Source organism: Stenotrophomonas lacuserhaii (genome assembly GCF_039674585.1).
Lineage (GTDB): Bacteria > Pseudomonadota > Gammaproteobacteria > Xanthomonadales > Xanthomonadaceae > Stenotrophomonas > Stenotrophomonas pennii_A.
This window is the reverse complement of the sequence record NZ_JBDJNU010000001.1, coordinates 93,987-118,501: the sequence shown is the minus strand read 5'-3', so window position 1 is coordinate 118,501 and position 24,515 is coordinate 93,987. Positions and strand designations below refer to the sequence as shown.

The 24,515-nt window shown below is 65.8% G+C and carries 23 protein-coding genes and 1 riboswitch; of the genes, 11 read left to right on the top strand and 12 right to left on the bottom strand.

Annotation, left to right across the window (positions count from 1 at the left end; translation table 11 throughout):
• Positions 1-106: 106 nt before the first annotated feature.
• From ABE522_RS00470 to ABE522_RS00460, 3 genes are read left to right on the top strand one after another with little or no spacing between them, the layout of a single operon-like run.
• Entirely contained in the window at positions 107-442 is a 336-nt protein-coding gene (locus ABE522_RS00470) for a hypothetical protein (RefSeq protein WP_346589798.1), read from the top strand.
• The gene (locus ABE522_RS00465; RefSeq protein ID WP_346589797.1) at positions 439-1,245 is read left to right on the top strand and encodes a fimbrial biogenesis chaperone; all 807 of its coding nucleotides are present in this window, start codon (positions 439-441) and stop codon (positions 1,243-1,245) included. Before ABE522_RS00470 ends, ABE522_RS00465 begins: the two co-directional genes overlap by 4 nt.
• On the top strand, positions 1,242-2,267 hold the full coding sequence (locus ABE522_RS00460; protein WP_346589796.1) for a fimbrial protein: 1,026 nt from the start codon (positions 1,242-1,244) through the stop codon (positions 2,265-2,267). Before ABE522_RS00465 ends, ABE522_RS00460 begins: the two co-directional genes overlap by 4 nt.
• Here the strand turns inward: ABE522_RS00460 and thiL are convergent.
• The 5 genes from thiL to ABE522_RS00435 form a co-directional block, all read right to left on the bottom strand.
• The gene (gene thiL / locus ABE522_RS00455; RefSeq protein ID WP_346589794.1) at positions 2,258-3,250 is read right to left on the bottom strand and encodes a thiamine-phosphate kinase; all 993 of its coding nucleotides are present in this window, start codon (positions 3,248-3,250) and stop codon (positions 2,258-2,260) included. The two genes, ABE522_RS00460 and thiL, sit on opposite strands and share 10 nt — an antisense overlap.
• Positions 3,251-3,294: 44 nt before the next feature.
• Complete coding sequence (nusB, locus tag ABE522_RS00450; RefSeq protein WP_042613631.1) at positions 3,295-3,774, bottom strand: transcription antitermination factor NusB; 480 nt, start codon at positions 3,772-3,774, stop codon at positions 3,295-3,297.
• Positions 3,771-4,238 (bottom strand): 6,7-dimethyl-8-ribityllumazine synthase, encoded by a 468-nt coding sequence (gene ribH, locus ABE522_RS00445; RefSeq protein WP_346589793.1) that lies wholly within the window; start codon positions 4,236-4,238, stop codon positions 3,771-3,773. The genes nusB and ribH overlap by 4 nt, the downstream gene beginning before the upstream one ends.
• Before the next feature lie 88 nt (positions 4,239-4,326).
• Positions 4,327-5,427, bottom strand: coding sequence for a 3,4-dihydroxy-2-butanone-4-phosphate synthase (gene ribB / locus ABE522_RS00440; protein ID WP_346589792.1), 1,101 nt, complete (start codon positions 5,425-5,427; stop codon positions 4,327-4,329).
• On the bottom strand, positions 5,424-6,026 hold the full coding sequence (locus ABE522_RS00435) for a riboflavin synthase (protein WP_346589791.1): 603 nt from the start codon (positions 6,024-6,026) through the stop codon (positions 5,424-5,426). The genes ribB and ABE522_RS00435 overlap by 4 nt, the downstream gene beginning before the upstream one ends.
• Before the next feature lie 75 nt (positions 6,027-6,101).
• A riboswitch (FMN riboswitch) is annotated at positions 6,102-6,258 on the bottom strand.
• Positions 6,259-6,416: 158 nt separating this feature from the next.
• Here ABE522_RS00435 and ABE522_RS00430 point away from each other — a divergent pair.
• Both ABE522_RS00430 and ABE522_RS00425 read left to right on the top strand, forming a co-directional pair.
• On the top strand, positions 6,417-7,040 hold the full coding sequence (locus ABE522_RS00430) for a hypothetical protein (RefSeq protein WP_346589790.1): 624 nt from the start codon (positions 6,417-6,419) through the stop codon (positions 7,038-7,040).
• 245 nt (positions 7,041-7,285) lie between these two features.
• Positions 7,286-8,410 (top strand): metallophosphoesterase, encoded by a 1,125-nt coding sequence (locus ABE522_RS00425; protein WP_346589789.1) that lies wholly within the window; start codon positions 7,286-7,288, stop codon positions 8,408-8,410.
• Here ABE522_RS00425 and ribD read toward each other — a convergent pair.
• The 5 genes from ribD to ABE522_RS00400 form a co-directional block, all read right to left on the bottom strand.
• Positions 8,349-9,440 (bottom strand): bifunctional diaminohydroxyphosphoribosylaminopyrimidine deaminase/5-amino-6-(5-phosphoribosylamino)uracil reductase RibD, encoded by a 1,092-nt coding sequence (ribD, locus tag ABE522_RS00420; protein ID WP_346589788.1) that lies wholly within the window; start codon positions 9,438-9,440, stop codon positions 8,349-8,351. The genes ABE522_RS00425 and ribD overlap by 62 nt on opposite strands.
• A gap of 37 nt (positions 9,441-9,477) precedes the next feature.
• Positions 9,478-9,999: a transcriptional regulator NrdR gene (nrdR, locus tag ABE522_RS00415; protein WP_042613625.1), complete on the bottom strand. Its 522-nt coding sequence runs from the start codon at positions 9,997-9,999 to the stop codon at positions 9,478-9,480.
• A gap of 152 nt (positions 10,000-10,151) precedes the next feature.
• The gene (gene glyA / locus ABE522_RS00410; protein ID WP_346589787.1) at positions 10,152-11,405 is read right to left on the bottom strand and encodes a serine hydroxymethyltransferase; all 1,254 of its coding nucleotides are present in this window, start codon (positions 11,403-11,405) and stop codon (positions 10,152-10,154) included.
• Positions 11,406-11,550: 145 nt separating this feature from the next.
• Positions 11,551-12,054 (bottom strand): RcnB family protein, encoded by a 504-nt coding sequence (locus ABE522_RS00405; RefSeq protein WP_346589786.1) that lies wholly within the window; start codon positions 12,052-12,054, stop codon positions 11,551-11,553.
• A gap of 119 nt (positions 12,055-12,173) precedes the next feature.
• Positions 12,174-12,884 (bottom strand): hypothetical protein, encoded by a 711-nt coding sequence (locus tag ABE522_RS00400; protein ID WP_346589785.1) that lies wholly within the window; start codon positions 12,882-12,884, stop codon positions 12,174-12,176.
• A 240-nt stretch (positions 12,885-13,124) separates the two neighbouring features.
• Between ABE522_RS00400 and ettA the strand changes: the two genes are divergently transcribed.
• A complete protein-coding gene (gene ettA, locus ABE522_RS00395; RefSeq protein WP_042613621.1) occupies positions 13,125-14,789 on the top strand; it encodes an energy-dependent translational throttle protein EttA in 1,665 nt (554 codons plus the stop codon).
• 89 nt (positions 14,790-14,878) lie between these two features.
• Complete coding sequence (locus tag ABE522_RS00390; protein ID WP_346589784.1) at positions 14,879-16,195, top strand: NCS2 family permease; 1,317 nt, start codon at positions 14,879-14,881, stop codon at positions 16,193-16,195.
• 128 nt (positions 16,196-16,323) lie between these two features.
• Here the strand turns inward: ABE522_RS00390 and pncB are convergent, their stop codons facing one another.
• Positions 16,324-17,502, bottom strand: coding sequence for a nicotinate phosphoribosyltransferase (gene pncB / locus ABE522_RS00385; protein ID WP_346589782.1), 1,179 nt, complete (start codon positions 17,500-17,502; stop codon positions 16,324-16,326).
• A gap of 655 nt (positions 17,503-18,157) precedes the next feature.
• On the bottom strand, positions 18,158-18,427 hold the full coding sequence (rpsT, locus tag ABE522_RS00380; protein WP_042614258.1) for a 30S ribosomal protein S20: 270 nt from the start codon (positions 18,425-18,427) through the stop codon (positions 18,158-18,160).
• Positions 18,428-18,543: 116 nt separating this feature from the next.
• Between rpsT and murJ the strand changes: the two genes are divergently transcribed.
• From murJ to lspA, 4 genes are all read left to right on the top strand, one after another.
• Complete coding sequence (gene murJ / locus ABE522_RS00375) at positions 18,544-20,136, top strand: murein biosynthesis integral membrane protein MurJ (RefSeq protein ID WP_346589889.1); 1,593 nt, start codon at positions 18,544-18,546, stop codon at positions 20,134-20,136.
• 75 nt (positions 20,137-20,211) lie between these two features.
• Complete coding sequence (locus tag ABE522_RS00370; protein ID WP_182655903.1) at positions 20,212-21,159, top strand: bifunctional riboflavin kinase/FAD synthetase; 948 nt, start codon at positions 20,212-20,214, stop codon at positions 21,157-21,159.
• A complete protein-coding gene (gene ileS / locus ABE522_RS00365; RefSeq protein ID WP_319274724.1) occupies positions 21,156-23,987 on the top strand; it encodes an isoleucine--tRNA ligase in 2,832 nt (943 codons plus the stop codon). Before ABE522_RS00370 ends, ileS begins: the two co-directional genes overlap by 4 nt.
• Positions 23,987-24,505 (top strand): signal peptidase II, encoded by a 519-nt coding sequence (gene lspA, locus ABE522_RS00360; protein ID WP_057509280.1) that lies wholly within the window; start codon positions 23,987-23,989, stop codon positions 24,503-24,505. The genes ileS and lspA overlap by 1 nt, the downstream gene beginning before the upstream one ends.
• The last annotated feature ends 10 nt before the right edge of the window (positions 24,506-24,515 follow it).

Here is a 24,515-nt window from a genome sequence, read left to right as displayed (position 1 = left end):
CACGGGCCTGCTTGCTACTACTGTCTCCTCCGCCGCTGGCGAATTGCCACTGCAGATACGCGGCGAACTGGTCACCTCAACCTGCGAGGTCCACGCCGATCACCCCGTGCTTGCGGTCCTGACGGGGAGCGTCGACCCGGCCGTGGTCAACGACAATGCACGTGCTGGCCGCAAGACCTTCAGCGTGTTCCTGGCCTGCCCGGCATCCAGTGGTGGCCCATCACTGGACATTCGGATTGATCGGCTGCGCCATGGCGGCGTCGCCATCTTCGATGCCCAGGGCACACCTTGGCCGATCGGGGAATCGGATGGCCGCTGGCTGCGCGTGCAACGCAGGGCGCGCACCCGTATCGACCTCACTGCCTGGCATGCATCGCCCGCAGGCGATGGCACGGCAGGAACCGCCGGTGCATTCGCCGCGCTTGTGGTGGCCTATCCATGAAGATCTTCGATGTCTTCTTTTTCAGCGCCACCGTCATGCATCGTACTCAGCGCTGGCTCCCCCCCATTCTTGCGGCGATGCTGATCACGCCGGCATCGGCAGCCGTGGTTGTTGACGGAACGCGCGTGGTGCTTGATGCACGCCGCAGCAACGACGTCACGATCACCGCCCGCAATAACGGCAATGTGCCCGCCCTGGTGCAGGTATGGATCGATGCGGGCGACGCGGGACGATCGCCCGACGACATCCGCACGCCATTCCAGCTGACGCCGGTGGAGCCGCGTGTGATCCAGGACCAGCAAAGCCAGGCCTACCGCCTCACCTACGCGCCGCGCCCGGCTGACCCTGCACTCGCTTCAGATCGCGAATCGCTGTTTTATTTCAATCTGCTGGACATTCCCCCGAAACCGCGAGAGGCCCAAGGCAGCAATCTGCTGCAGTTCGCTGTGCGCTCGCGCATAAAGCTGTTCTTCCGCCCTGCAGGCCTACCTGGGCAACCTGCGGCTGCGGCGGCAGGCCTGCGCTGGTCAACCGCACCTGACAGCGCGCCGCAGTTGCGCGTCCACAACCCCAGCCCCTATCACGTGACGCTGACCCGCATCTCCCTTGCAGATGGAAAGGAGCTTGCTGCGGAGATGCTGGCACCGTTCGGCACATTGCATGTTGCCTTGCCGGACACGGATACACGCCCTGCGACGATCAGCTACGCGTGGCTGGACGACCATGGTGCGGAGCGCGAAGCGAAGGCGCACGCACGGCCAGCAGATGACCCTATCGTCGCTGCTGCGCGGAGTTCACCATGAGCATCCGTTACCCCCGTATGCATCGAACAGCGGGCATGGCGATGTGCATGTTGCGCTGCGCTGTCACCGCAGGTACCTTCCTAACCGGCACGCTGCACGCCTGCAATGTGGTAAAGGGCAGCGACCTGATAAGTGGCGGTGAGATCACCATAGCGGATGAAACAAGACCGGATGTCCTGCTGCATAGCGTCAGCAACGGGCGAGGCGGCGGCCTGGTGTTCACCAACTGCCCACGAGTGACGGCCATCGACATACACAGCGTCCCGCAGATGGGGGGACTGACCTATGTCCGCGACATCCTACTCGGTGGGCGTCCGTATCCTGCTTTTGGCTGGGGGCCGGATTCGCCGCTGATCGTGTTCAATCTCCACAAGTACAGTGCCGGCGCCCCTTCTGGCACGGATAACACCCCCTACAGGGCAGACGCGACGAACACGTTCCAGCTGAAAAGCGGCCACGGCGGAGACGTGAACATGACCCTCAGCCTGGGCTATTTCATCTATTCGCGCGGCGGGGTAATGGCCAGCGTCGCTCCGACAACCCTGAGTGCCATCACCACGATGCCGGGTTTCCCCGCCAATGGCTCATTGCAGCACAGCCTGTCATTCAGCCTGGTGATTCCCGCGCGCACCTGTGTCCTGTTCGATACCGCCCTGCAGCTGAGCCCAGCGTCGGCAAACCAATTCCCCAGAGTGGGCGCATCGACCGGCGACACACCCTTGAACGTGCTGATGAATTGCCCGCGCGATGGCATCAAAGTCAAATTGACGCTTCATGATGCGCTGGACGCAGGCAACCAAGGCAGCATACTTACACCGACGCCATCACACAGCGACGCTGGCGTTGCGGTGCAGTTGCTGCGTGATGGCCAGCCGGTGCACTTTGGCGACCAATGGACGCGTGCAGGTCCACATGCCGGTGATCAGACCATCGCGCTGACCGCACGCTACGTCCGGACCGCAGGTGCGTTGACGCCCGGTAGCGTGCAGGGGAAAGCGATCCTGACCGCTGACTACGACTGACCGCCGGCCGCCATGGGCGGCGAACGGAAATGGACGTAGCCGTGTGTCGCCCCTGATCCTGGGCAGTGAACGCCTTCGCCATGCAGCATCGCACCGATGCGTGTCAGCGATATGCCAAGCTCACCGGACAGCGCCGACAGACGCTGCCGACTGCTTACCGGCGCGGTGAAGCACAGCTCGTAATCATCGCCCCCCTGCAGGGCACAGGAGCGCGCGGCCTCCCTGCTCAGCACCCGCTGCAGCGCCGTCGAGCAGGGCAGCAGATCGGCGTCGACATGGGCCGCCACGCCGCTGCGCGCGGCGATATGCCCCAGGTCTGCCATCAGTCCGTCGGACACATCCACTGCAGCGGTCGCGATACCGCGCAGCGCAAGCCCCAGCTGCACACGCGGCATGGGCCGCAGCAATCGCTGGCGGAGGTACTCCCATGCGGGATCCGCCGCGAGCCGGGTGACATCCAGCTCACCGCGCTGCCAGGACTGCAGCGCACACGCCGCATCACCCAGCGTGCCGCTGACCCAGATGTCGTCGCCCACCTGCGCGCCATCGCGCCGCAAGGCCTGCCCGTGCGGTATCTGGCCGAACGCGGTCACCGACAACGACAGCGGGCCGCGCGTGGTATCGCCACCAATCAGCCGCCAGTCATGCGCATCAGCCAGTGCGAAGAAGCCGTCGGCGAAGGCATCGATCCACGCCGCGTTGGCTTCCGGCAGGGACAACGCCAGCGTGCCCCAGGCGGGGATGGCGCCCATCGCGGCGAGGTCGGAAAGATTCACCGCCAGGGTCTTCCAGCCGATGTCGGCGGGCAGCGTTTCCGGCGGAAAATGCACGCCGCTGTTGAGCGTGTCAGCAGTCACCGCCAGCCAGTGTCCGGCCAGCGGTTGCAGCAGCGCCGCATCGTCACCGATGCCCAGCACGATGTCATCCCCCCCCTTGCTGCGGGCGCGGATACGATCAATCAGGGCGAATTCGGCGAGGGACATGCAAGGTGTCCGTGGCGCCGGACATCGTTCGGCGCCATCACGGGTCAGTGACCGCTTTCGGTCTTGCGCCACTCCACGGCAGCACGATCCAGCACGCCGTTGACATAGGTGTGGCCGTGTTCGGAGCCGAAGCGCTTGGCCGATTCGATGGCCTCGTTGATCACCACGCGGTACGGGATGTCGGCACGGAAGCGCAGTTCATAGGCGGACAGCCGCAGCACCGCGCGTTCGATCGCATCGACTTCCTCGATGGTGCGATCCAGGTACGGCGCCAGTGCCTGGTCGATGTCGCGACGGTTGTCGAGCACGCCGTGCACCAGCGCTTCGAAGTAGGCCAGGTCGGCGACTTCGCGGGCCTGTTCGTGGGCGAACTGGGCGACCAGTGACTGGCCATTGCCGCCGGAGATCTGCCAGGCGTAGATGGCCTGCACGGCACGACGGCGTGCGCGCGAGCGCAGCACGGGATCGACGCCATCACGGCGTACGGGTCTGCCGGACGGCCTGCCCTGGGAATGGTTGTTCATGGCAGCTGCTCCAGAAGATTGATCATTTCCAAGGCCGCCAACGCGGCCTCTTCACCCTTGTTGCCGTGGCTGCCGCCAGCACGTGCTTCGGCATCCTCGGCACGTTCCACCGCCAGCACGCCGTTCAGCACCGGCACGCCGAAGTCCAGCTGCACGCGCATCAGGCCTTCGGCGCAACGGTCGGCCACGTGTTCGTAGTGGCGGGTATCGCCGCGGATCACGCAGCCCAGGGTGATGATGGCGGCATGCTGGTGGGCCGCGGCCAGGCGCGCAGCGACCAGCGGGATTTCCCAGGCGCCGGGCACCCGGACGACATCCACGGCGTCTTCGCTGATGCCATTGCTGGCCAGGCTCTGCCGCGCGCCGGTGACCAGCGCGTCGGTGATGCGGGCGTTCCAGCGGCTGGCCACGATGGCCAGGCGCGCCGATCCGGGAGAGCGAAGATCGCCTTCGAAATGGCTCATGTGCGGGTATGGGGTACGTAAGAGGGGGCAAGTTTACCGCGCGCGGGCTGTGCGCGGGCCCTTGGCGGGCCCGCACGCGATGCCGGGCTCAGCAGCCCAGCGTTTCGACCACTTCCAGGCCATAGCCGGCCAGGCCGACCTGACGACGCGGCGTGCCCAGCACGCGCAGCTTGCCCAGTCCGAGATCGGACAGGATCTGCGCGCCGGCCCCGTTGCGGCGCCACTGGCTCACATCCTTGTCCTTGCCGGGGGCGATCGGCTGCGGCTGCTGGCGCAGCCGTGCCAGCAGGGCTTCGCCATCGCGCGGGGCCGACAGCACCACCATCACACCGCTGTCTGCCGCGGCGATGGCGCGCAGCGCATCGGTCGCGGCCACGCCGAAATCATCACGGCGCCAGTGCAGCAGGTCGGCCAGCGGGTTTTCCACCTGTACCCGCACCAGTGTGGGGGTATCGGCATCCGGGGTGCCCCGGACCAGCGCGAAATGCAGGTCATGCGCGATACGGTCGCGGTAGGTCACCAGGGTGAAGCCACCGAATTCGGTGTCGATCTCCCGCTCGTCCACCCGCTCGACGGTCTTTTCGGTGGCCAGCCGATAGGCGATCAGGTCGGCGATGGAGCCCATCTTCAGGCCGTGTTCGCGGGCGAACACTTCCAGTTCCGGCCGCCGCGCCATGCTGCCATCGGGGTTCAGGATTTCGACCAGCACGCCGGCCGGTTCCAGCCCGGCCAGCATCGCCAGGTCCACGCCGGCTTCGGTGTGGCCGGCGCGGGTCAGCACCCCGCCCGGCTGGGCGATCAACGGGAAGATGTGGCCCGGCTGGTGCAGGTCGCTGGCCTTGGCCGTGGGCTTCACCGCAGTGCGGATGGTGTGCGCACGGTCATACGCGGAGATGCCGGTGGTCACGCCCTCGGCGGCCTCGATGCTGACCGTGAAGTTGGTCTGGAACTGCGCCGTATTGGCCTGCACCATCGGCGCCAGGCCGAGGTCGGCTGCCCGTTCGCGGGTCAATGGCAGGCACACCAGTCCACGGCCATGGGTCACCATGAAGTTGATGTCGCTGGGCTTGACCAGCTCGGCGGCCATGATCAGGTCGCCTTCGTTCTCGCGGTCTTCGTCGTCGACGATGACCACCATGCGGCCCTGGCGGATGTCTTCCAGGATCTCGGGGATCGGGGCGAAATTCATGCGCGTGCTCCTTCGCCCAGCAGGCGTTCCACGTAGCGGGCGACCAGGTCGATTTCCAGGTTCACCGCACTGCCGACCGTCGTGTTGGAGAACGCGGTGTGCGAGACGGTATGCGGAATCAGGGCGACGTCGAACCCCTCCTCGTCCACCTCGTTGACGGTCAGGCTGACCCCGTCGACGCAGATCGATCCCTTCTTTGCGATGTAGCGGCGCAGGGCGGCCGGGGCGGCGAAGCGCCAGCGCTGCGCGCGTGCGTCGTCATGGATGGACAGGACCTGCCCCAGGCCATCGACGTGGCCGCTGACCAGATGTCCGCCGAGCCGGTCGGTCGGACGCATGGCGCGCTCCAGGTTGATCACCGCGCCTTCGGCCAGCTGGCCCAGGGTGGTCAGCCCCAGCGTTTCGGTCGATGCGTCGGCCTGGAAGGTCTGCGCGTCGAAGGCGATCACGGTCAGGCACACGCCGTTGATGGCAATGCTCTCGCCCAGCTGGACGTTGTCGAACGGCAGGCTGCCGACGCGGAAGGTGAAGCGGACATCGCCGCCGAGGGTTTCACGGGCGGCCAGGTGGCCGAGGCCTTCAATGATTCCAGTAAACACGTAACGTTCTCCGCAGGAGTGAGCGAAAAACGCCGCAAGGCAAACAGGTACGCACGGCACCGCAAGGCCCCGTGGCACCGTCTTCTTTCATCCGGACTATGACCGTCGGCTCCGGCATCCGACCGGATCTGCTGACCTCCTGCCGGGATGACCCTGCCGGAGCGCTCGCGGGCTCGCGCCGTATCTGGCACCTACCGCCGGTGGGGAATCGCACCCCGCCCTGAAGACGTTTGTATACCGGCGAACCGGCGCAGCTAGTGTAACAAATGAGGCTGAAGGCTCGCTTTTTGTGAAACTTTCGTTAGAATCCGCGCCGAGTGCGACAAAGACGTCGCCCCGGGCGGTCGGACCGGCTGCCTGCAATGGAACGCAACCTCAAGGAATTCACGCATGCGCAAGATGCTGCTGGCCGCCTCCCTGCTCGCCCTGTCGCCGCTGTCGGCCTTCGCCGCCGACGATCTGAGCTACACCTACGTCGAGGCGGGCTGGACCCAGTTCAAGGTCAACGATGACTTCCTGGACGACCCCAAGGTCGACGGCGGCTACATCCGTGGCTCGTTCGCGATCGCACCGCAGGTCTACCTGTTCGGCGCCTGGTCGCAGGTGTCCAAGTCCTACGGCTTCGATGGCGGCAGCCTGAAGCTGGAACTGGACCAGCCGGAGTTCGGTATCGGTTACCACATGGGCATGAGCGATCGCGTGGACTTCACCGCCGACATCGCCTGGACCCGCCAGAACGCCGAGCTGACCCTGAAGGAAACCGGCTTCGCCACCGTACGCCAGAAGGACCACTTCAATGCCGCCCGCGGCACGTTCGGCGTGCGCGGCAAGCCGTCGGCACGTACCGAAGCCTGGCTGAAAGGCGGCTACATGGACGGCAGCGACATGGACGGCACCTGGGTCGGCAATGTCGGTGGCCAGATCAACATCACCCCGATGTGGGGCGTGGTGGGGGAAGTGCAGGTCATCGAAGACGTGACCCAGTACTCGGCCGGTGTCCGCGCCAGCTTCTGAGTCTGTCAGTAACGACACGTCGATCAAGATGGGCTCCTCCGGGGGCCCATTTTTTTGCGCCCGTTGCACGGTGCGGAAATACCGAATGGACTGGGCACTTCCGCGGCGGATGATGACGCACTGGCCGCGTAGCTCACCGGGGATGCATCGCGCGCGCGGCGACGTCCGAACACCCCATCGACTTTGCCGACTGCAATGTCTTCTCCAAGCCTGTTGATTGACGATAATCCAAACGGAGTATCGCCATGATCCGCGGCGTTCCCTTGCAGTCTGCACACGTTCGCGCCTACTGGCTGCTGTCAGCGGCCATCGCCTGCCTGCTTCCCTTCGCGGGCTCGGCCGCTGCCCCCGTTCTGCAGGAATTCGTTTTCATCTCGGACCCGCAACACCGATGGACCGAAAAATCGGATTCGGGCGAGCCGGAATCCAATGCAGAAAAAGAGCGCCGCTCAAAGCTTTTCATCAACCGTCAGGGGCTGGCAACCATGGAGTATCGAATGGAGTTCGGCAGCCTGGACACCATCCCGTTGTTCATCAATGGCGACATCACGGCGTTCGGGCATGGCGATGAACGGGCCTACATGTACAGCCATCCGTTCAAGCAATTCTATCGCCGCAATTTCTACGTCAATCTCGGCAACCACGACTATCAAAACAATGTCAACGACTGCGCCAACAATGGCTGCGCACGCGACATGTACAAGGACATGGCGGGCTGGGCAAGAAGCTACCCCACACGCGCATTCGACCATTCGGTCAGTGACAACGGCTGGGAAACGCATCGTGGCAGCCTGGCTTACTCCCTGGTGCTCGGCGACATCCTGGCGATCCAGCTGCAGAACGAACCAACCTACAGCGTGAAGTTCGAGTCCGCCCGACGGACGTTCATCATCAATGACTCCCTCGGCTTCCTCGAGACCGAGCTGAAGTGGGCGCGAGAAGCAGGCAAAGATGTCATCCTCAACATGCACAAACCGCCTTATGCCAACTGGCAGTCGCCCGACAATCCGCGCTTCCGGCAGCTCATGAAGGACAATGAAGATCTCATTCTCGGCATCTTCGCCGGACATCTGCACGGCACGGCAGGAAAGTACAAAACAGTCGGCACGATTCCGGTGTACCTGAGCGGCGCAGCATCCCGTGAGACATTTCTTACCGCTTTCTACAATCCGCAGGACCGTGAACTGCTGGTGTTCAAAGTCACCGGGAATGATTGGCGCAACAACAGAAAGCTGGTCGGACGGTCGAAAGCGACGTCTCCTCGCGACGCATCAAGCCGCGCCTCCGACGGTTACGCGATCACTCGCCTCATCCCATCTGGGGACGTAGCAACAAACGCTGATCCTCACCCACTTGCACCTGTTGAATGACCTGCATGCGCCGTTGCTCCGTCATCGCCTCGATACCCAAGCCGGAAAACAGGGGCAGGCCGTGTTCGCCGAGCAGCGTCGGCGCTTGGTACAGCAGCAGCTCATCGACCCAGCCGCCGGCCAGCAGCGCGCCGGCGAGCGTGGCGCCGGCTTCGGTATGCACTTCGTTGACGCCCTGTGCTGCCAGCAGCGCAAGCACCGCGCCCAGGTCCAGCCGGCCGGCCGTGCAGGGCACGCTGGCGAATTGCGCATCGGCTGCGTCCGGTGGACTCACCTCGGCGCCGTGCAGATACAAGGTTGGCGCTCCCCCTTCCCGTACGCGCGCGCATTCCAGCGAACGCAGCCGCGCATCGAGCACCACGCGCAGCGGTGGCATCACTTCGATGCCGGGCAGGCGCACGGTCAGCATCGGATCGTCAGCCAGTACCGTGTCGGCGCCGGTCAGGATCGCCCCCGCCCTGGCCCGCCAGTGCTGCACGTCTTCGCGCGCGGCCGGCCCGGTGATCCATTTCGAACTGCCATCTGCCATCGCCGTGCGGCCGTCCAGGCTGGCGGCCAGCTTGACCCGCACCCATGGGCGGCCGCGCTCGACGCGCGACAGAAAACCGCGATTGAGCTCCCGCGCCTGCACGGCCAGCAGCCCCTCGTTGACCTCGATCCCTGCGGCGCGCAGCCGGTCGAAACCTCCGCCGTCGACCTGCGGAAAGGGATCGCGCATGGCAGCGACCACACGGCTCACGCCGGCTTCGATCAAGGCCAGCGCGCAGGGCGGCGTGCGGCCGAAGTGGGCACAGGGCTCAAGGGTGACGTAAGCGGTGGCGCCCCGCGCCTGCTCGCCCGCTTCGCGCAGTGCGAACACTTCGGCATGCGGGCCGCCGGCGCGTTGATGCCAGCCCTGTCCCACCACCTGCTGCCCATGGGCGATCACGCAACCGACCATGGGGTTGGGGCGGGTGGTGTAGGCAGCACGCTCGGCCAGGCGCAGGGCCGTGGCCATGTGCAGGTGATCCAGCGCGGAAAAAGCGCTCATCGGTGCTCCTTGGATCCAGGCACGCGGCGGCGCGCGCTCAGCCTTTCTTTTTCTTGGTCAGGGCGATCACATCGCCCAGCAGCTGCAGTTGCTCGGTGCTGGCCGGCAGATCACGTTCCAGCTTTTCGATCTCTTCACGGAAGTCGGCGACATCTTCAAAGCTGCGATATACCGAGGCAAAGCGCACATAGCCGACATGGTCGAGCTTGCGCAGTTCGTTCATCACGAACTCGCCGACGCGGATGGAGGGCACTTCGCGCTCACCGCAGATGCGCAGCTGGTGGATCACCGAGCGCACCGCCGCTTCGATCTTGTCTTCCGGCACCGGACGCTTCTGCAGCGCGCGGTCAAAGCCGGCGCGCACCTTGCGGGCCTCGAACGCCTCGCGGCTGCCATCGCCCTTGACGATGGTCGGCAGCTTCAGCTCGATGGTTTCCAGGGTACTGAAGCGCTCGCTGCAGGCCTCGCACTCACGCCGACGACGAATCGTCGCACCGTCTTCAGAGACGCGCGAATCGATCACCCGGGTGTCGGCATGTTGGCAGAACGGACAGTGCATGGAGCGCCTTGAGTCTCGGAAACGTCATGCGAAGGACATGGCGGCGTCGCAACGGTACCTGAGAAGGCCATGAGCAGCAAACAAAGCCCGCTCATGGCGGCAGCAGGCGCGCGGCCGGGCGTTCCCGCCCCGCCCGCCCACGTCCCGATCGCTCAGCCGTAGACCGGATGCTTCCGGCATTGCGCGCTGACCGCATCGCGCACGCGGGCGATCACCGCTTCGTCTGCCGGTGCATCCAGCACGTCGGCGATCCAGTTGGCCAGATCGATACAGTCCTGTTCGCCATAGCCGCGGGTGGTCACCGCCGGGGTACCCAGGCGCAGGCCGGAGGTCACGAACGACGAACGCGGGTCGTTGGGGACCGAGTTCTTGTTGACCGTGATGTGGGCCTTGCCGAGTGCGGCTTCGGCGTCCTTGCCGGACACGTCCTTGCCGATCATGTCGACCAGCATCAGGTGGTTTTCGGTGCCGCCGGAAACGATCTTGTAGCCCCGCGCAATCAGGGTCTTCGCCATGGCCTGGGCGTTCTTCACCACCTGCTGCTGGTAGCTGGTGAAGCCCGGCTCCAGCGCTTCCTTGAAGGCCACGGCCTTGGCCGCGATGACGTGCATCAGCGGGCCGCCCTGGATGCCTGGGAAGACGATCGACTGCAGCTTCTTGACCAGTTCTTCGCTGGCGCCCTTGGCGATGATGATGCCGCCACGCGGACCGCGCAGGGTCTTGTGGGTGGTGGAGGTCACCACGTGGGCGTGCTCAAGCGGGCTCGGGTAGACGCCGGCGGCGACCAGGCCGGCCACGTGCGCCATGTCCACGAACAGATACGCACCGACCTTGTCGGCAATGGCACGGAAACGCGCCCAATCAACCACCTGCGAATAGGCCGAGAAACCGGCGACGACCATCTTCGGCTTGTGCTCGACGGCGAGGCGCTCGACTTCGTCGTAGTCAATCAGGCCCTGGTCGTTTACACCATACTGCACCGCATTGAACAGCTTGCCGGAGGCATTGACCTTGGCGCCGTGGGTCAGGTGACCGCCATGCGCCAGGCTCATGCCCAGGATGGTGTCACCGGCCTGCAGCAGGGCGAAGTAGACCGCCTGGTTGGCCTGCGAGCCGCTGTGCGGCTGCACGTTGGCGTAATCGGCGCCATACAGCTGCTTCAGGCGATCAATCGCCAGCTGCTCGGCGATATCCACGTACTCGCAACCGCCGTAATAGCGCTTGCCCGGGTAGCCTTCGGCGTACTTGTTGGTCAGCTGGCTGCCCTGGGCTTCCATCACCATCGGGCTGGCGTAGTTCTCGCTCGCGATCAGCTCGACGTGGTCTTCCTGGCGGCGGGACTCATCGGCGATGGCCTTGGCCAGTTCGGGATCGTAGCTTTCGATTCGGACGTCGCGCGGGAACATCGGTTTCTCCGGGGGCAGGCAGGAAAGGAACAACAAGGCGGTCAATTGTAGTGCCTGCGCCGGGAGGGGGGCCATCGCCGCAGGACGCCGTGAACGACAACGGCGCCCTGCTGGGCGCCGTCGTGGCGTGCGTGTCCCGCTGCTCTCAGCGGCCGTTGATCACGAAGTCGGCGAGGATCCCGGTGGCGATGGCGACCAGCAGCAGGTTGCCGCGATCGTCGCGGACCCAGTGGTGGCCGCGCGGCGGGCGACGGACGTGATAGCTGTTGTAGTCATTGACTACATAGATCGGGCCACGGTAGTAATCACGGTAGCGGTGACCGACCTTCCAGCCATAGCCCGGGCCCGGTCCGTACGCGGGGCGGTAGGCTGGACGGTAAACCACGCGCGGGGGCGGCGCCGGCCGGTAGTAGCCGCCATGGCGTCGATCATCGCGCCAGTCGCGGCGGTCATGCCGACGGTCGTCGCGCCAGTCCCGCCGTGCTTCGCGCCGGTCGTGGCGGTAGTCACGGCGGTCGTCGCGCCGATCCTCCCGCCACTCGCGACGATCGTGTCCGCGATGGCGGTCGTCGTCGGCAAAGGCCGGACTGACCGCGGCAAAGGCCAGTGCGGAAGCCACGGCACCGGCCAGGAATCGATTGATGCGCATGGTCTACCTCTGCAGGACGGGTGGGTGATGTCCATATTGCCCATGCGATCTGAATGGATTCCGGCTGGAAACGCTTCCTCCGTCGCCACGAACGCCCCTGTTCATTTTTTGGCAAGGCTTCAGCCGTCCTCGCTGGCCGTCCAGCTCCCAAGCAGGTTGACCGGTGCACCGGTTCCCTCGACGGACACGTAGTAAACGCCGGCTTCCAGACCGCGCAGGTGGCAACGCCGCCAGGCATCGCCTTCGTCCGCACAGGCAGAAACCGGGAATCCGCCGCCGACGGCCGGCCCTGTGACTTCCAGCTTCACCGCCGCATTGCCGCCCCAGGTGCGCAGATCCACATCGGAGGGCTTGGTCAGCCGCAGTTCCAGCGTCTCGCCGAAGGCTTCTCCTGCGCGGTGACGCGGATATACCGGTACGACCTGGCCGGACCTGAGCTGCGGCCGCATCGGCATCAACGACAGGTTGGTCCGCATGTCCTGCGACCCGCCCTGCAGACTGATCCGCAGGCGGCGCGCGGAGGCGGTGGCGGGCAACACCACCACCCCGCCGACGATGGTCCTGCCATCCAGCGTGACCTCACGCAGCGACTGGCCGCTGGCAAGTGACACGTGCAGCGTGCCTGACAGCGCCCCGCCGTCGACAGCGACCAGTTCGTAGGGAAGCCATTTTTCGGTCCGCGGCACTTCGATGTCGAACTCCCGCAGGCTTCCCATGGACACGCCCAGGTCGATCAGTTCCACTCCTGCCGGCAGCAGGGGCGGTGGGGCCTGCGCAGCCACCGAAAGCGGCAGCAGGACCGTGGCCAACAACGTAACGACGGCTTTCATGCGCGATCTCCCTGGGTTGGAGCCAACAGACTGCTCGCTTCCCCGGACCGCCACAGTCGGGATACCGGCTTGCTGGTGCTGCCGGGGTGGACAGCGCAACGTCGGCGCCCGCCCATGGCTGAACCCGCCGCCCGGCGGCATGGCAGTGAAAGGGGGGATCGGCGATAATGCTGGGTCAAATATTCCGTTTTCCGCCGGCCCGGGCTCTCGGCCCGGTGGATCGACCCTCTGGGAGACTTCATGTCCTCGCAATACATCTACACCATGAACCGCGTGTCCAAGGTGGTTCCGCCCAAGCGGCAGATCATCAAGGACATCTCGCTGTCGTTCTTCCCGGGGGCGAAGATCGGCCTGCTGGGCCTGAATGGCTCGGGCAAGTCCACCGTGCTGAAGATCATGGCCGGCGTGGACAACGATTTCGAGGGCGAGGCACGCCCGCAGGCCGGCATCAAGGTCGGCTACCTGGCGCAGGAACCGGAGCTGGACCCGACCAAGACCGTGCGTGAATCGGTCGAGGAAGGCGTGGGCGAAGTGCTGCAGGCACAGGCCGCGCTGGACGCGGTGTACCTGGCCTATGCCGAGGAAGGCGCCGACTTCGACAAGCTTGCCAAGGAACAGGAGCGCCTGGAGGCGATCCTCGCCGCCGGTGACGCGCATACCCTGGAAAACCAGCTGGACGTAGCCGCCGATGCGCTGCGCCTGCCGCCGTGGGAAGCCATCGTCGGCACCCTGTCCGGTGGTGAGAAGCGCCGGGTGGCGCTGTGCCGCCTGCTGCTGCAGAAGCCGGACATGCTGCTGCTCGATGAGCCGACCAACCATCTCGATGCCGAGTCGGTGGAATGGCTGGAGCAGTTCCTGGCGCGCTATACCGGCACCGTGGTGGCAGTCACCCATGATCGCTACTTCCTGGACAACGCCGCCGAGTGGATCCTGGAACTGGACCGCGGTCGCGGCATTCCGTGGAAGGGCAACTACACCGACTGGCTGACCCAGAAGGACGAGCGCCTGAAGCAGGAAGACAACCAGGAGAAGTCGCGCCAGAAGGCGATCCAGAAGGAACTGGAATGGTCGCGCCAGAATGCCAAGGGCGGCCGCACCAAGGGCAAGGCCCGCCTGGCCCGCCTGGAAGAACTGCAGTCGGTCGATTACCAGAAGCGCAACGAGACCAATGAAATCTTCATCCCGCCGGGCGAGCGTCTCGGCAACGCGGTGATGGAGTTCAAGAACGTCTCGAAGAAGTTCGGCGATCGCCTGCTGTTCGACAACCTGAACTTCCTGGTGCCCGGTGGCGCCATCGTCGGCATCATCGGCCCCAACGGCGCCGGCAAGTCGACCCTGTTCAAGATGATCACCGGCCAGGAAAAGCCGGATACCGGCGAAATCGTGGTCGGCCCGACCGTCAAGCTGTCCTACGTGGACCAGAGCCGCGACGCGCTGGAAGGCAACCATAACGTCTTCCAGGAAATCGCCGGCGGCCTGGACATCCTCAACATCAACGGCGTGGAGATCCAGTCGCGCGCCTACATCGGCCGCTTCAACTTCAAGGGCCAGGACCAGCAGAAGCTGGTCGGTTCGCTGTCTGGTGGTGAGCGTGGCCGCCTGCACATGGCCAAGACCCTGCTGCAGGGTGGCAACGTGCTGCTGCTCGATGAACCGTCGAACGACCTGGATATCGAAACCCTGCGTGCGCTGGAAGATGCGCTGCTCGAGTTCCCGGGCAACACGTTCGTCATTTCGCATGATCGCTGGTTCCTCGATCGCATCGCCACGCACATCCTGGCCTTCGAAGGCAACTCGCACGTGGAGTTCTTCCAGGGCAACTACCGCGAGTACGAAGAAGACAAGCGCCGCCGCATGGGCGACGACGCCGCGCCCAAGCGCCTGCGCTTCAAGGCGCTTAAATAAGAAGGAAAAACGGCCGCGCACTGCGCGGCCGTTTACATTCCGGTAGGTCACGACCGTTGGTCGTGACATCTGATCGTCACGAGACTTCCATGGCCCTCCTCGAACGCCTGTTCCAGCTGCAGCAGCATGGCACCACCGTGCGCACCGAACTGCTGGCCGGCCTGACCACCTTCCTGACGATGTCCTACATCGTCTTCGTCAACCCGGACATCCTGTCCACCACCGGGATGGACGCCGGCGCGGTGTTCGTGGCCACCTGCCTGGCCGCCGCGCTGGGCTCGCTGGTGATGGCCTTCGCCGCCAACTTCCCCGTCGGCATGGCGCCGGGCATGGGCTTGAATGCGTTCTTCGCCTTCACCGTGGTCGGTGCCGCCGGCCTGCCGTGGCAGCAGGCGCTGGCGGCGGTGTTCATTTCCGGGCTGGTGTTCCTGGTGCTGTCGCTGACCGGCGTGCGTGCCTGGCTGGTGGCGGGCATCCCGGCTTCGCTGCGCTCGGCGATCGTGGCGGGCATCGGGTTGTTCCTGGCCATCATCGCGCTGCAGAAATCCGGTGTGATCGTCGGCAACGAAGACACGCTGGTGGCGCTGGGACCGCTCAACACCGCGCCCCCGCTGCTGGCCCTGGCCGGCTTCCTGCTGATTGCCGTGCTGGAGGCACGCCGCGTGCGTGGCGCCATACTGATCGGCATCCTCGCGGTCACCGGCGCCGGCTGGCTGCTCGGCAGCGTGCAGTACCAAGGGCTGGTTTCGTTGCCGCCCAGCCTGGCCCCGACCTTCCTGCAGCTGGACCTGCCCGGCCTGCTGCACCACGACGGCGGCGCGCCGCTGGCGGTGCTGCTGCAGGTGGTGCTGGTATTCGTGCTGGTGGAAGTCTTTGATGCCACCGGCACGCTGTACGGCGTGGTGGGCCGGGCCGGCCTGCTGAAGCTGCCCGGTGCACAGAAGCGCTTCGGCCGGGCGCTGCTGGCCGACAGCACGGCGATCGTCGCCGGTTCGCTGCTGGGCACCAGCAGCACCACCGCCTTTGCCGAAAGCGCTTCCGGCGTGCAGGTGGGCGGGCGCACCGGACTGACTGCGCTGGTGGTGGCCGCACTGTTTCTGGCGGCGCTGTTGTTCTCACCACTGGCGGCAATGGTGCCCGGCTACGCGACGGCCCCGGCGCTGTTGTTCGTGGCCGGATTGATGCTGCGCGAACTGGTGGAAGTGGAATGGAACGACCTCACCGAGTCGGTGCCGGCGGCGTTGTGCGCACTGGCGATGCCGTTCACCTACTCCATTGCCAATGGCCTGGCATTCGGCTTCATCGCCTATGCCGCGCTGAAGGCCGGCACCGGGCGCTGGCGCGAGGTGCATCCAGCGGTGTGGCTGGTTGCCGGACTGTTCGTGCTGCGCTTCGCGCTGGAGTGACCGCGCCGCCGCTGCGCTCGCCGAGCATGGCTCGGCGCTACCGAGGTGGTTGGTAGCGCCGCGCCCCGCGCGCCGGCTGATGGTAGCGCCGAGCCATGCTCGGCGAGCGCAGCGGAAGTCCGCGCGGATCAGAGCGCTGGCGGCAGCTCGAAGACCTGGCGCAGGTAGGCCAGGTAACCGGGATCGTCGCACATGCTCTTGCCCGGCGAATCACTCAATTTCGCCACCGGTTGCCCGTTGCAGCGGACCATCTTGATCACGATGTTCAGCGGTGTCGGACCGAGGTCATTGGTCAGGTGCGTACCAACGCCGAAGGCGACCTGGCAGCGGCCACGGAAGTAGTCGAACAAGCGCATGACCTTTTCGATGTTCAGCCCATCGCTGAACACCAGCACTTTGGTGCGCGGATCGACGCGGCGCTGCTGGAAGTGCGCCAGCATGCGGTCGCCCCAGTCGAAGGGATCGCCGGAATCGTGCCGCACGCCGTCGAACAGCTTGCAGAAATACATGTCGAAATCGCGCAGGAACGCGTCCAGCCCGACCACGTCGGACAGCGCGATGCCGAGGTCGCCACGGTACTCGCGGGCCCAGGATTCCAGCGCCGCCACCTGCGAATCCCGCAGGCGCGGGCCGATCGCCTGGAACGCCTGCAGGTACTCGTGTGCCATCGTGCCGTGCGGCGTCATGCCGTACAGCCGGGCGAAATGCACGTTGCTGGTGCCGACCAGCTGGGTTCCCAGCGCGTCACGCAGCAACGGCAGCAGGCGCGCGTGCCAGTCACGCGAGTAGCGCCGACGCGTTCCGTAGTCGGCCACCCGGCAGTGTTCGAAACCCGGGGTGTCACGCAGCAGCGCCGCCTTGGCCTGCAGCCGTCGTTCACCTTCGGCGATGTCGGGGGTGGTGGTGTTGCGGAACCAGACCTCGTTGATGATCGCCAGCAGCGGCACTTCGAACATGATCGTATGCAGCCACGGCCCGGTGATGTCCAGCTCGATCTCGCCCGGCACACTGTCCGACGCCCGCAGGGTGATGTACTTGCGATCCAGGTGGAACAGGCCGAGGAAGTCCGCGAAGTCCGGCTTCACGAAGCGCAGGCCGCGCATGTAATCCAGCTCTTCGCTGCTGAAGCGCAGGCTGCACAGGTGATCGATCTCCTCGTCGATCTGGTCGATGAACCGGGCCAGGTCGATACCCGGCGTACGGCACTTGAACCGGTACTGCACCGTGGCGCCGGGGTACTGGTGCAGTACCGCCTGCATCATGGTGAATTTGTACAGGTCGGTGTCGAGCAGGGATTGGATGATCATGCCGCCATTATGCGCCGCGTGCGGGGGTTGTTGCCGGGCCTGCGGCCCGGCGCCCGCGGAGGCAACGTCTAGAGCAACGGCGACGGCAACGGCAACAGCAACGGCAACAGCAACAGCTGCAGGGCTGCTCGTTGGTGGGGCGGGGTGGGTTGGCGGGGGACGGCAAAGACTGCGTCCATGCGGGCCTCGCTTCGCGCCATCCATGGCGCTCTACGCCCCCGCCATCCCACCCCGCCCCACCTTCGACAGGTCCATGGTGGCCTTGGAACCTTGGCTGACCTGTGATCGGCGGATGGAGGTGTGAGGGGGTTTGATGGTTTCCGCCGACCATGGGTCGGCGCTACCGCTTTTTCTTTAATTTTCATTACGTGGCTGGCGGCGCACGGAACCTGTCGGGGTGCCGGGTGGTGGGGCTGGGCGGGGGCGTTGAGCGCCAAGGATGGCGCGAAACGAGGCCCGCAGGATGCAGCTGTTGCCGTCCCCCGACCAGCCCCACCGCCCGGCCTAACCCAGTAAGCCGCTTCCAGCGACCCAGCACGAGGGGCTCCGCCGTTCGCTGCCAACTCGCCGCCAACCAGCAGGCAACAAAAAACCCGGCCGGAGCCGGGTTTCAAGTAGCAGCCAACACCCTGGGGGCGCGGGCGACTTCGCCTGATCAGGCGGCCTTGAGGGCCTTGATGCGGGCGGTCAGGCGGCTCTTGTGGCGAGCAGCCTTGTTCTTGTGGATCAGACCACGCGCGCTGAAACGATCGAGGATCGGCTGGGCAACGGTGAAAGCGGCTTCGGCGCCGGCTGCATCGTTGTTATCCAGAGCCTTGATCACTTTCTTGACAGCGGTGCGCAGCATCGAGCGCTGAGCCACGTTGCGCGCGTTGCGCACGACGGTCTGCTTGGCGCGCTTCTTGGCGGACTTGATATTGGCCACGGTGGTGGTTTCCTGAAAAATCGGTGTTATGGGAACAGCAAGCTAGCTAGTATGATGACTCGAGAAATGTACGTCAAGTCGATTGTCAAGAGGATGTTTGAGTGAGTTCACCCAGGATGCTGCGGGGCCTGCTGTCGTTCAGCAGCATGACAATGGTTTCGCGGGTGTTGGGGCTCGTACGGGACACCGTCATCACCACGACTTTTGGTACGAACGCCACGACGGACGCGTTCTGGGTCGCCTTCAGGGTACCTAATTTCCTGCGCCGGTTGTTCGCCGAGGGCTCTTTTGCCACCGCCTTCGTGCCGGTGTTCACTGAAGTGAAGGAGACCCGCAGCCACGAGGAGCTGCGCGACCTGATGGCGCGGGTGGCCGGGACGCTCGCCGGCGTGTTGATGGTGGTGACGGCACTGGCGCTGATCTTCGCGCCGCAGCTGGCCAATCTGTTCGCCAGCGGCGCCACCACCGATCCGGCCAAGCAGGGCCTGCTGGTCGACCTGTTCCGGCTGACCTTCCCGTTCCTGTTCTTCGTCTCGCTGACCGCGCTGGCGGGCGGGGCGCTGAACAGCTTCCAGAAGTTCGCCATGCCGGCGCTGACCCCGGTCATCCTCAACCTGTGCATGATCGGCGGCGCGCTGTGGCTGGCCCCGCGCATGGATGTGCCGATCCTGGCGCTGGGCTGGTCGGTGCTGGTGGCCGGCATGCTGCAGTTGCTGTTCCAGTTGCCTTCGCTGAAGGGCATCAACCTGCTTACCCTGCCGCGCTGGGGCTGGAACCATCCCGGCGTGCGCAAGGTGATGACACTGATGATCCCGACCCTGTTCGGCTCGTCGGTGGCGCAGATCAACCTGCTGCTGGATACCGTCATCGCTGCCAAACTGACCGACGGTTCGCAGTCCTGGCTGTCGCTGGCCGACCGCTTCCTGGAGCTGCCGCTGGGCGTGTTCGGGGTGGCGCTGGGCACGGTGATCCTGCCGGCGCTGGCACGCCATCACGTCGGCACCGACCGCGCGGGCTTCTCCAGTGCGCTGGACTGGGGCCTGCGGATGACCCTGCTGATCTCCATCCCGGCCATGCTGGGGCTGCTGCTGCTGGCCGAACCGCTGATCGCCACGATCTTCCAGCACGGTGAGTTCACCGCCTTCGATACCCGCATGACCGCGCTGGCCGTGTACGGCCTGAGCTTCGGGCTGCCGGCCTTTGCCCTGCTGAAGATCGTGCTGCCGGCCTTCTACGCCCGCCAGGACACCCGCACCCCGGTGCGCGCCGGCATCGCCGCGCTGGTGGCCAACATGGTGTTCAACTTCGCCCTGCTGGCGGTGCTGTACCAGGTGATGGTGCCGGCGGAGCTGCGCGCGCAGGGCGTCATGCAGGCGCTGGGCCAGCAGCCGGGCCTGCACCTGGCGCTTGGGATCGCCAGTGCGCTGTCCAGCTACCTGAACCTCGGGCTGCTCTGGTACTGGCTGGGCAAGACCGACGTGTATGAGCGCCGCCCCGGTTGGTCGCGTTTCCTGGTCCGCCTGGCGGTGTCGTGCGTGGCGATGGTGGGCGTGCTGCTGGCCCTGCTGTACTGGCTGCCGGCGTTCTCGCCGATGGGCCTGTGGCAGCGGATCGGCGCGCTGTCGCTGCTGGTCGGGGCGGGCGGGGCGACCTACCTGCTGGTGCAGGTGGCGCTGGGCCTGCGTCCGCGCGACCTGCGTGGGCATTGATCCACGGCCACCACGGCTATACTTCATGGTTACCACAGTTGATCCAGCGGCCCGTGCCGGCCGCGAGCGGAGTTGATGAGCAGGTTGTTTCGAAGCGTTGAGGGCGGGGCGTTGTTCCCGCACGGAAGCGTGGTCTGCATTGGTGCCTTCGACGGCCTGCACCTGGGCCACCGGGCGCTGGTGCGCCACGCTGTCGCCCGTGCCCGCGCGCTGGGCGTGCCGGCCGTGGCCGTGGCCTTCGAGCCGTTGCCGCGCGAGTTCTTCGCCCAGGGCACGCCGCCACCGCGGTTGACGCTGGCGCGCGGCAAGGTGGAGATGCTGCGCGAACTCGGCGTGGATGCCATCGGCCTGCTGCGTTTCGATGCGCGCATGGCCGCCATGCAGGCCGAGGACTTCGTGCAGCGCCTGCTGGTACAGCGGCTGAGCGCGCGTGAAGTGTGGATCGGCCCGGAATTCCAGTTCGGCAATCGTCGGCGCGGGAACCTGGCGTTGCTGCAGCAGATGGGCGCCCAGCTCGGCTTCCAGGCCAATGAAATCGAGCCGGTCCATCTGCGCGGTGAGCGTATCTCCAGCACCCGCATCCGCCAGCTGCTGCTGGCCGGTGATTTCGACCACGCCAGCGACCTGCTGGGGCGGCCCTACGCGATCAGCGGACGGGTGGTGCGTGGACGCCAGCTGGGCCGTACGCTGGGCTATCCCACCGCCAACCTGCGTTTCCCGAAGACGCCGGCGCTGTCGGGCATCTATGCCACTCTGGTGCACGGCGTTTTCGAGCAGCCGTGGCCGTCGGTGTCCAGCTTCGGCACCCGTCCCACCGTGGACGGCGTGGAGCCGCTGCTGGAAGCCCACCTTTTCGATTTCCAGGGCGACCTGTACGGTCGACACATCGACGTCGAGTTCGTGGCCAAGCTGCGCGACGAAGAAAAGTTCAATGATCTGGCGGCACTGACCGACCAGATGCACCGCGATGCCGAACAGGCGCGCGCCATCCTTTCCGAACATAGATTGCGAGCCACTGCGTGAGCCAGGACTACAAAGCCACCCTCCATCTGCCGGCCACCGAATTCCCGATGCGCGGCGACCTGCCCAAGCGCGAGCCGGGCATCCTGGCGCGCTGGGAAGAGCAGGGGCTCTACGCGCAGCTGCGCGAGAACGCCGCCGGCCGCCCGCTGTTCGTGCTGCACGACGGCCCGCCGTATGCCAACGGCCGCATCCACCTGGGCCATGCGGTCAACAAGATCCTCAAGGACATCATCGTCAAGTCGCGCTACCTGGCCGGCTTCGATGCGCCCTACGTGCCGGGCTGGGACTGCCACGGCCTGCCGATCGAGATCGCGGTCGAAAAGAAGTGGGGCAAGGTCGGGGTGAAGCTCGATGCGGTCGAATTCCGGCAGAAGTGCCGTGAGTTCGCCGAGGAGCAGATCGAGATCCAGCGCGCCGACTTCAAGCGCCTGGGCGTGACCGGCGACTGGGACAACCCGTACAAGACGCTGAGCTTCGAGTTCGAAGCCAACGAAATCCGCGCGCTGTCCAAGATCGTGGCCAATGGCCACGTGATCCGCGGTGCCAAGCCGGTGCACTGGTGCTTCGACTGCGGTTCGGCGCTGGCCGAAGCGGAAATCGAGTACCAGGACAAGGTCTCGCCGACGGTGGACGTGGCCTACACCGCGCGTGATTCCAAGGCGCTGGCCGCGGCCTTCGGCGTGGACCTGCCCGAAGGCGTGGAAGTGGCGGTGCCGATCTGGACCACCACCCCGTGGACCCTGCCGGCGTCGCTGGCGGTGTCGCTGGGTGCGGCCATCGAGTACTCGCTGGTGGAAGGCCCGGCGCACAACGGCGGCCGTCGCTGGCTGGTGCTGGCCACCGCGCTGGCCGGCCGTTCGCTGGCACGTTACGGCGTGCAGGACGTGGTCAGCCACGGCCATGCCAACGGCGCGGCGCTGGAAAACCTGCTGCTGGCCCACCCGTTCTATCCGCAGCGCGACATCCCGCTGCTCAACGGCGCCCACGTGTCCGACGAAGACGGTACCGGTGCGGTGCATACCGCGCCCGGCCACGGCCAGGAAGATTACGCGGTCAGCCAGCAGTACGGCCTGCTGGAGCGCTACCACGCCGGTGAAATCAATCCGATCGACGGCGCGGGCGTGTACCTGCCGTCGACCCCGCCGGCCGGTGATGTCGTGCTGGCCGGGGTGCACCTGTGGAAGGCGCAGCCGCTGATCGTGGAGGTGCTGCGCGCGTCCGGCGCACTGCTGGCCTTCGCCGAGATCACCCACAGCTACCCGCATTGCTGGCGCCACAAGAAGCCGGTGGTGTTCCGTGCCACCCCGCAGTGGTTCATCTCCATGGAGAAGGCGAAGCTGCGCGAAGACGCGCTGACCGCCATCGACAATGTGGGCTGGTTCCCGGCCTGGGGCAAGGCGCGCATCCAGAGCATGGTCGATGGCCGGCCGGACTGGTGCATCAGCCGCCAGCGCACCTGGGGCGTGCCGATCGCACTGTTCACCCACCGCATCACCGGTGAAATGCACCCGCGCAGCGTGGAGCTGATGCAGGCCGTGGCCGATCGCGTGCAGGTGGACGGCATCGACGTCTGGTACTCGCTGGACGCCGCCGAACTGCTGGGCGCCGAAGCAGCCGACTACGAAAAGGTCACCGATATCCTGGATGTCTGGTTCGATTCCGGCGTCACCCACGAAGGCGTGCTGCTGGCGCGTGGCTTCGGCAAGCCGGCCGACCTGTACCTGGAAGGCTCCGACCAGCACCGCGGCTGGTTCCAGTCCTCGCTGCTGACCGGCGTGGCGATCGACCGCCATGCGCCGTACAAGCAGTGCCTTACCCACGGTTTCACCGTGGACGAGCACGGCCGCAAGATGTCCAAGTCGCTGGGCAACGGCATCGAGCCGCAGGACATCATGAAGACCCTGGGTGCGGACATCCTGCGCCTGTGGATCGCCTCGGCCGACTACAGCAATGAAATGTCGCTGTCGCAGGAGATCCTCAAGCGCAACGCCGATGCCTACCGCCGGCTGCGCAACACCGCACGCTTCCTGCTGGCCAACCTGGACGGTTTCGATCCGGCCGTGCACCTGCGCCCGCTCAACGACATGGTCGCGCTGGACCGCTGGATCGTGCACCGCGCCTTCGAACTGCAGGAAAAGATCAAGGCGGCGTACGAAAGCTACGACATGGCCGAGATCGTGCAGCTGCTGCTGAACTTCTGCAGCGTGGACCTGGGTTCGCTGTACCTGGACGTGACCAAGGACCGCCTGTACACCATGGGCGAGGACTCGCGCGGCCGGCGTTCGGCGCAGAGCGCGATGTACCACATCGCCGAAGCGTTCACCCGCTGGATCGCCCCGATCCTGACCTTCACCTCCGACGAGCTGTGGGGCTACCTGCCGGGCGAGCGCAGCGCACACGTGCTGTTCGACACCTGGTATGACGGCCTGGCGCCGCTGCCGGCCGATGCCGAACTGTCCGCCGCCGATTTCGACCAGCTGCTGGCCCTGCGCGAGCAGGTGTCCAAGGTGCTGGAGCCGATGCGTGCCAACGGTGCCATCGGTGCCGCGCTGGAAGCGGAGATCACCGTCGCCGCCAGCGAAGAGCAGGCCGCACGCTGGCAGCCGCTGGCCGAGGAACTGCGCTTCCTGCTGATCAGCGGTGACGTGCAGGTGCGCCCGGCGACCACCGACGAAGTGTTCGTCAGTGCCCAGCCGACCAGCAAGACCAAGTGCGTGCGCTGCTGGCACTTCCGTGCCGACGTGGGCAGCGTGGCCGAACATCCTGAGATCTGCGGCCGCTGTGCCGACAACATCGACGGTGCCGGCGAAGATCGGCGGTGGTTCTGATGACCGCCGTCCGTCCGCGTCCGAACGCGCTGATCTGGCTGGTCCTGTCGGTGGTGGTCATCATCCTGGACCAGTGGAGCAAGGCCTGGGTGCTGTCCAGCCTGCCCGAATACGAACCGGTGCCGGTCATCGAAGGCTTCTGGAACTGGTTCCGCACCTACAACACCGGGGCGGCGTTCAGCTTCCTCAGTGATGCTGGTGGCTGGCAGAAGTACTTCTTCACCGTGCTGGCGATCGGCATCAGTGGCCTGATGGCGTGGTGGCTGTACGGCACCGCCCGCAGCAACTGGCGCAGCGCGCTGCCGTTCGCGCTGGTGATCGGCGGGGCCATCGGCAACGTGATCGACCGCCAGGTGCACGGCCACGTGGTGGATTTCATCCAGTGGTACGTGGGTGACCATTACTGGCCCTCGTTCAACATCGCCGATGCGGCGATCGTGGTGGGCGCCGTCGGTATCGCGGTGTTCGGCCTGTTCGAGGGCAAGTCGTCCAAAAAAGCGGATAATACGACCCCGTAACCCCCCAAGC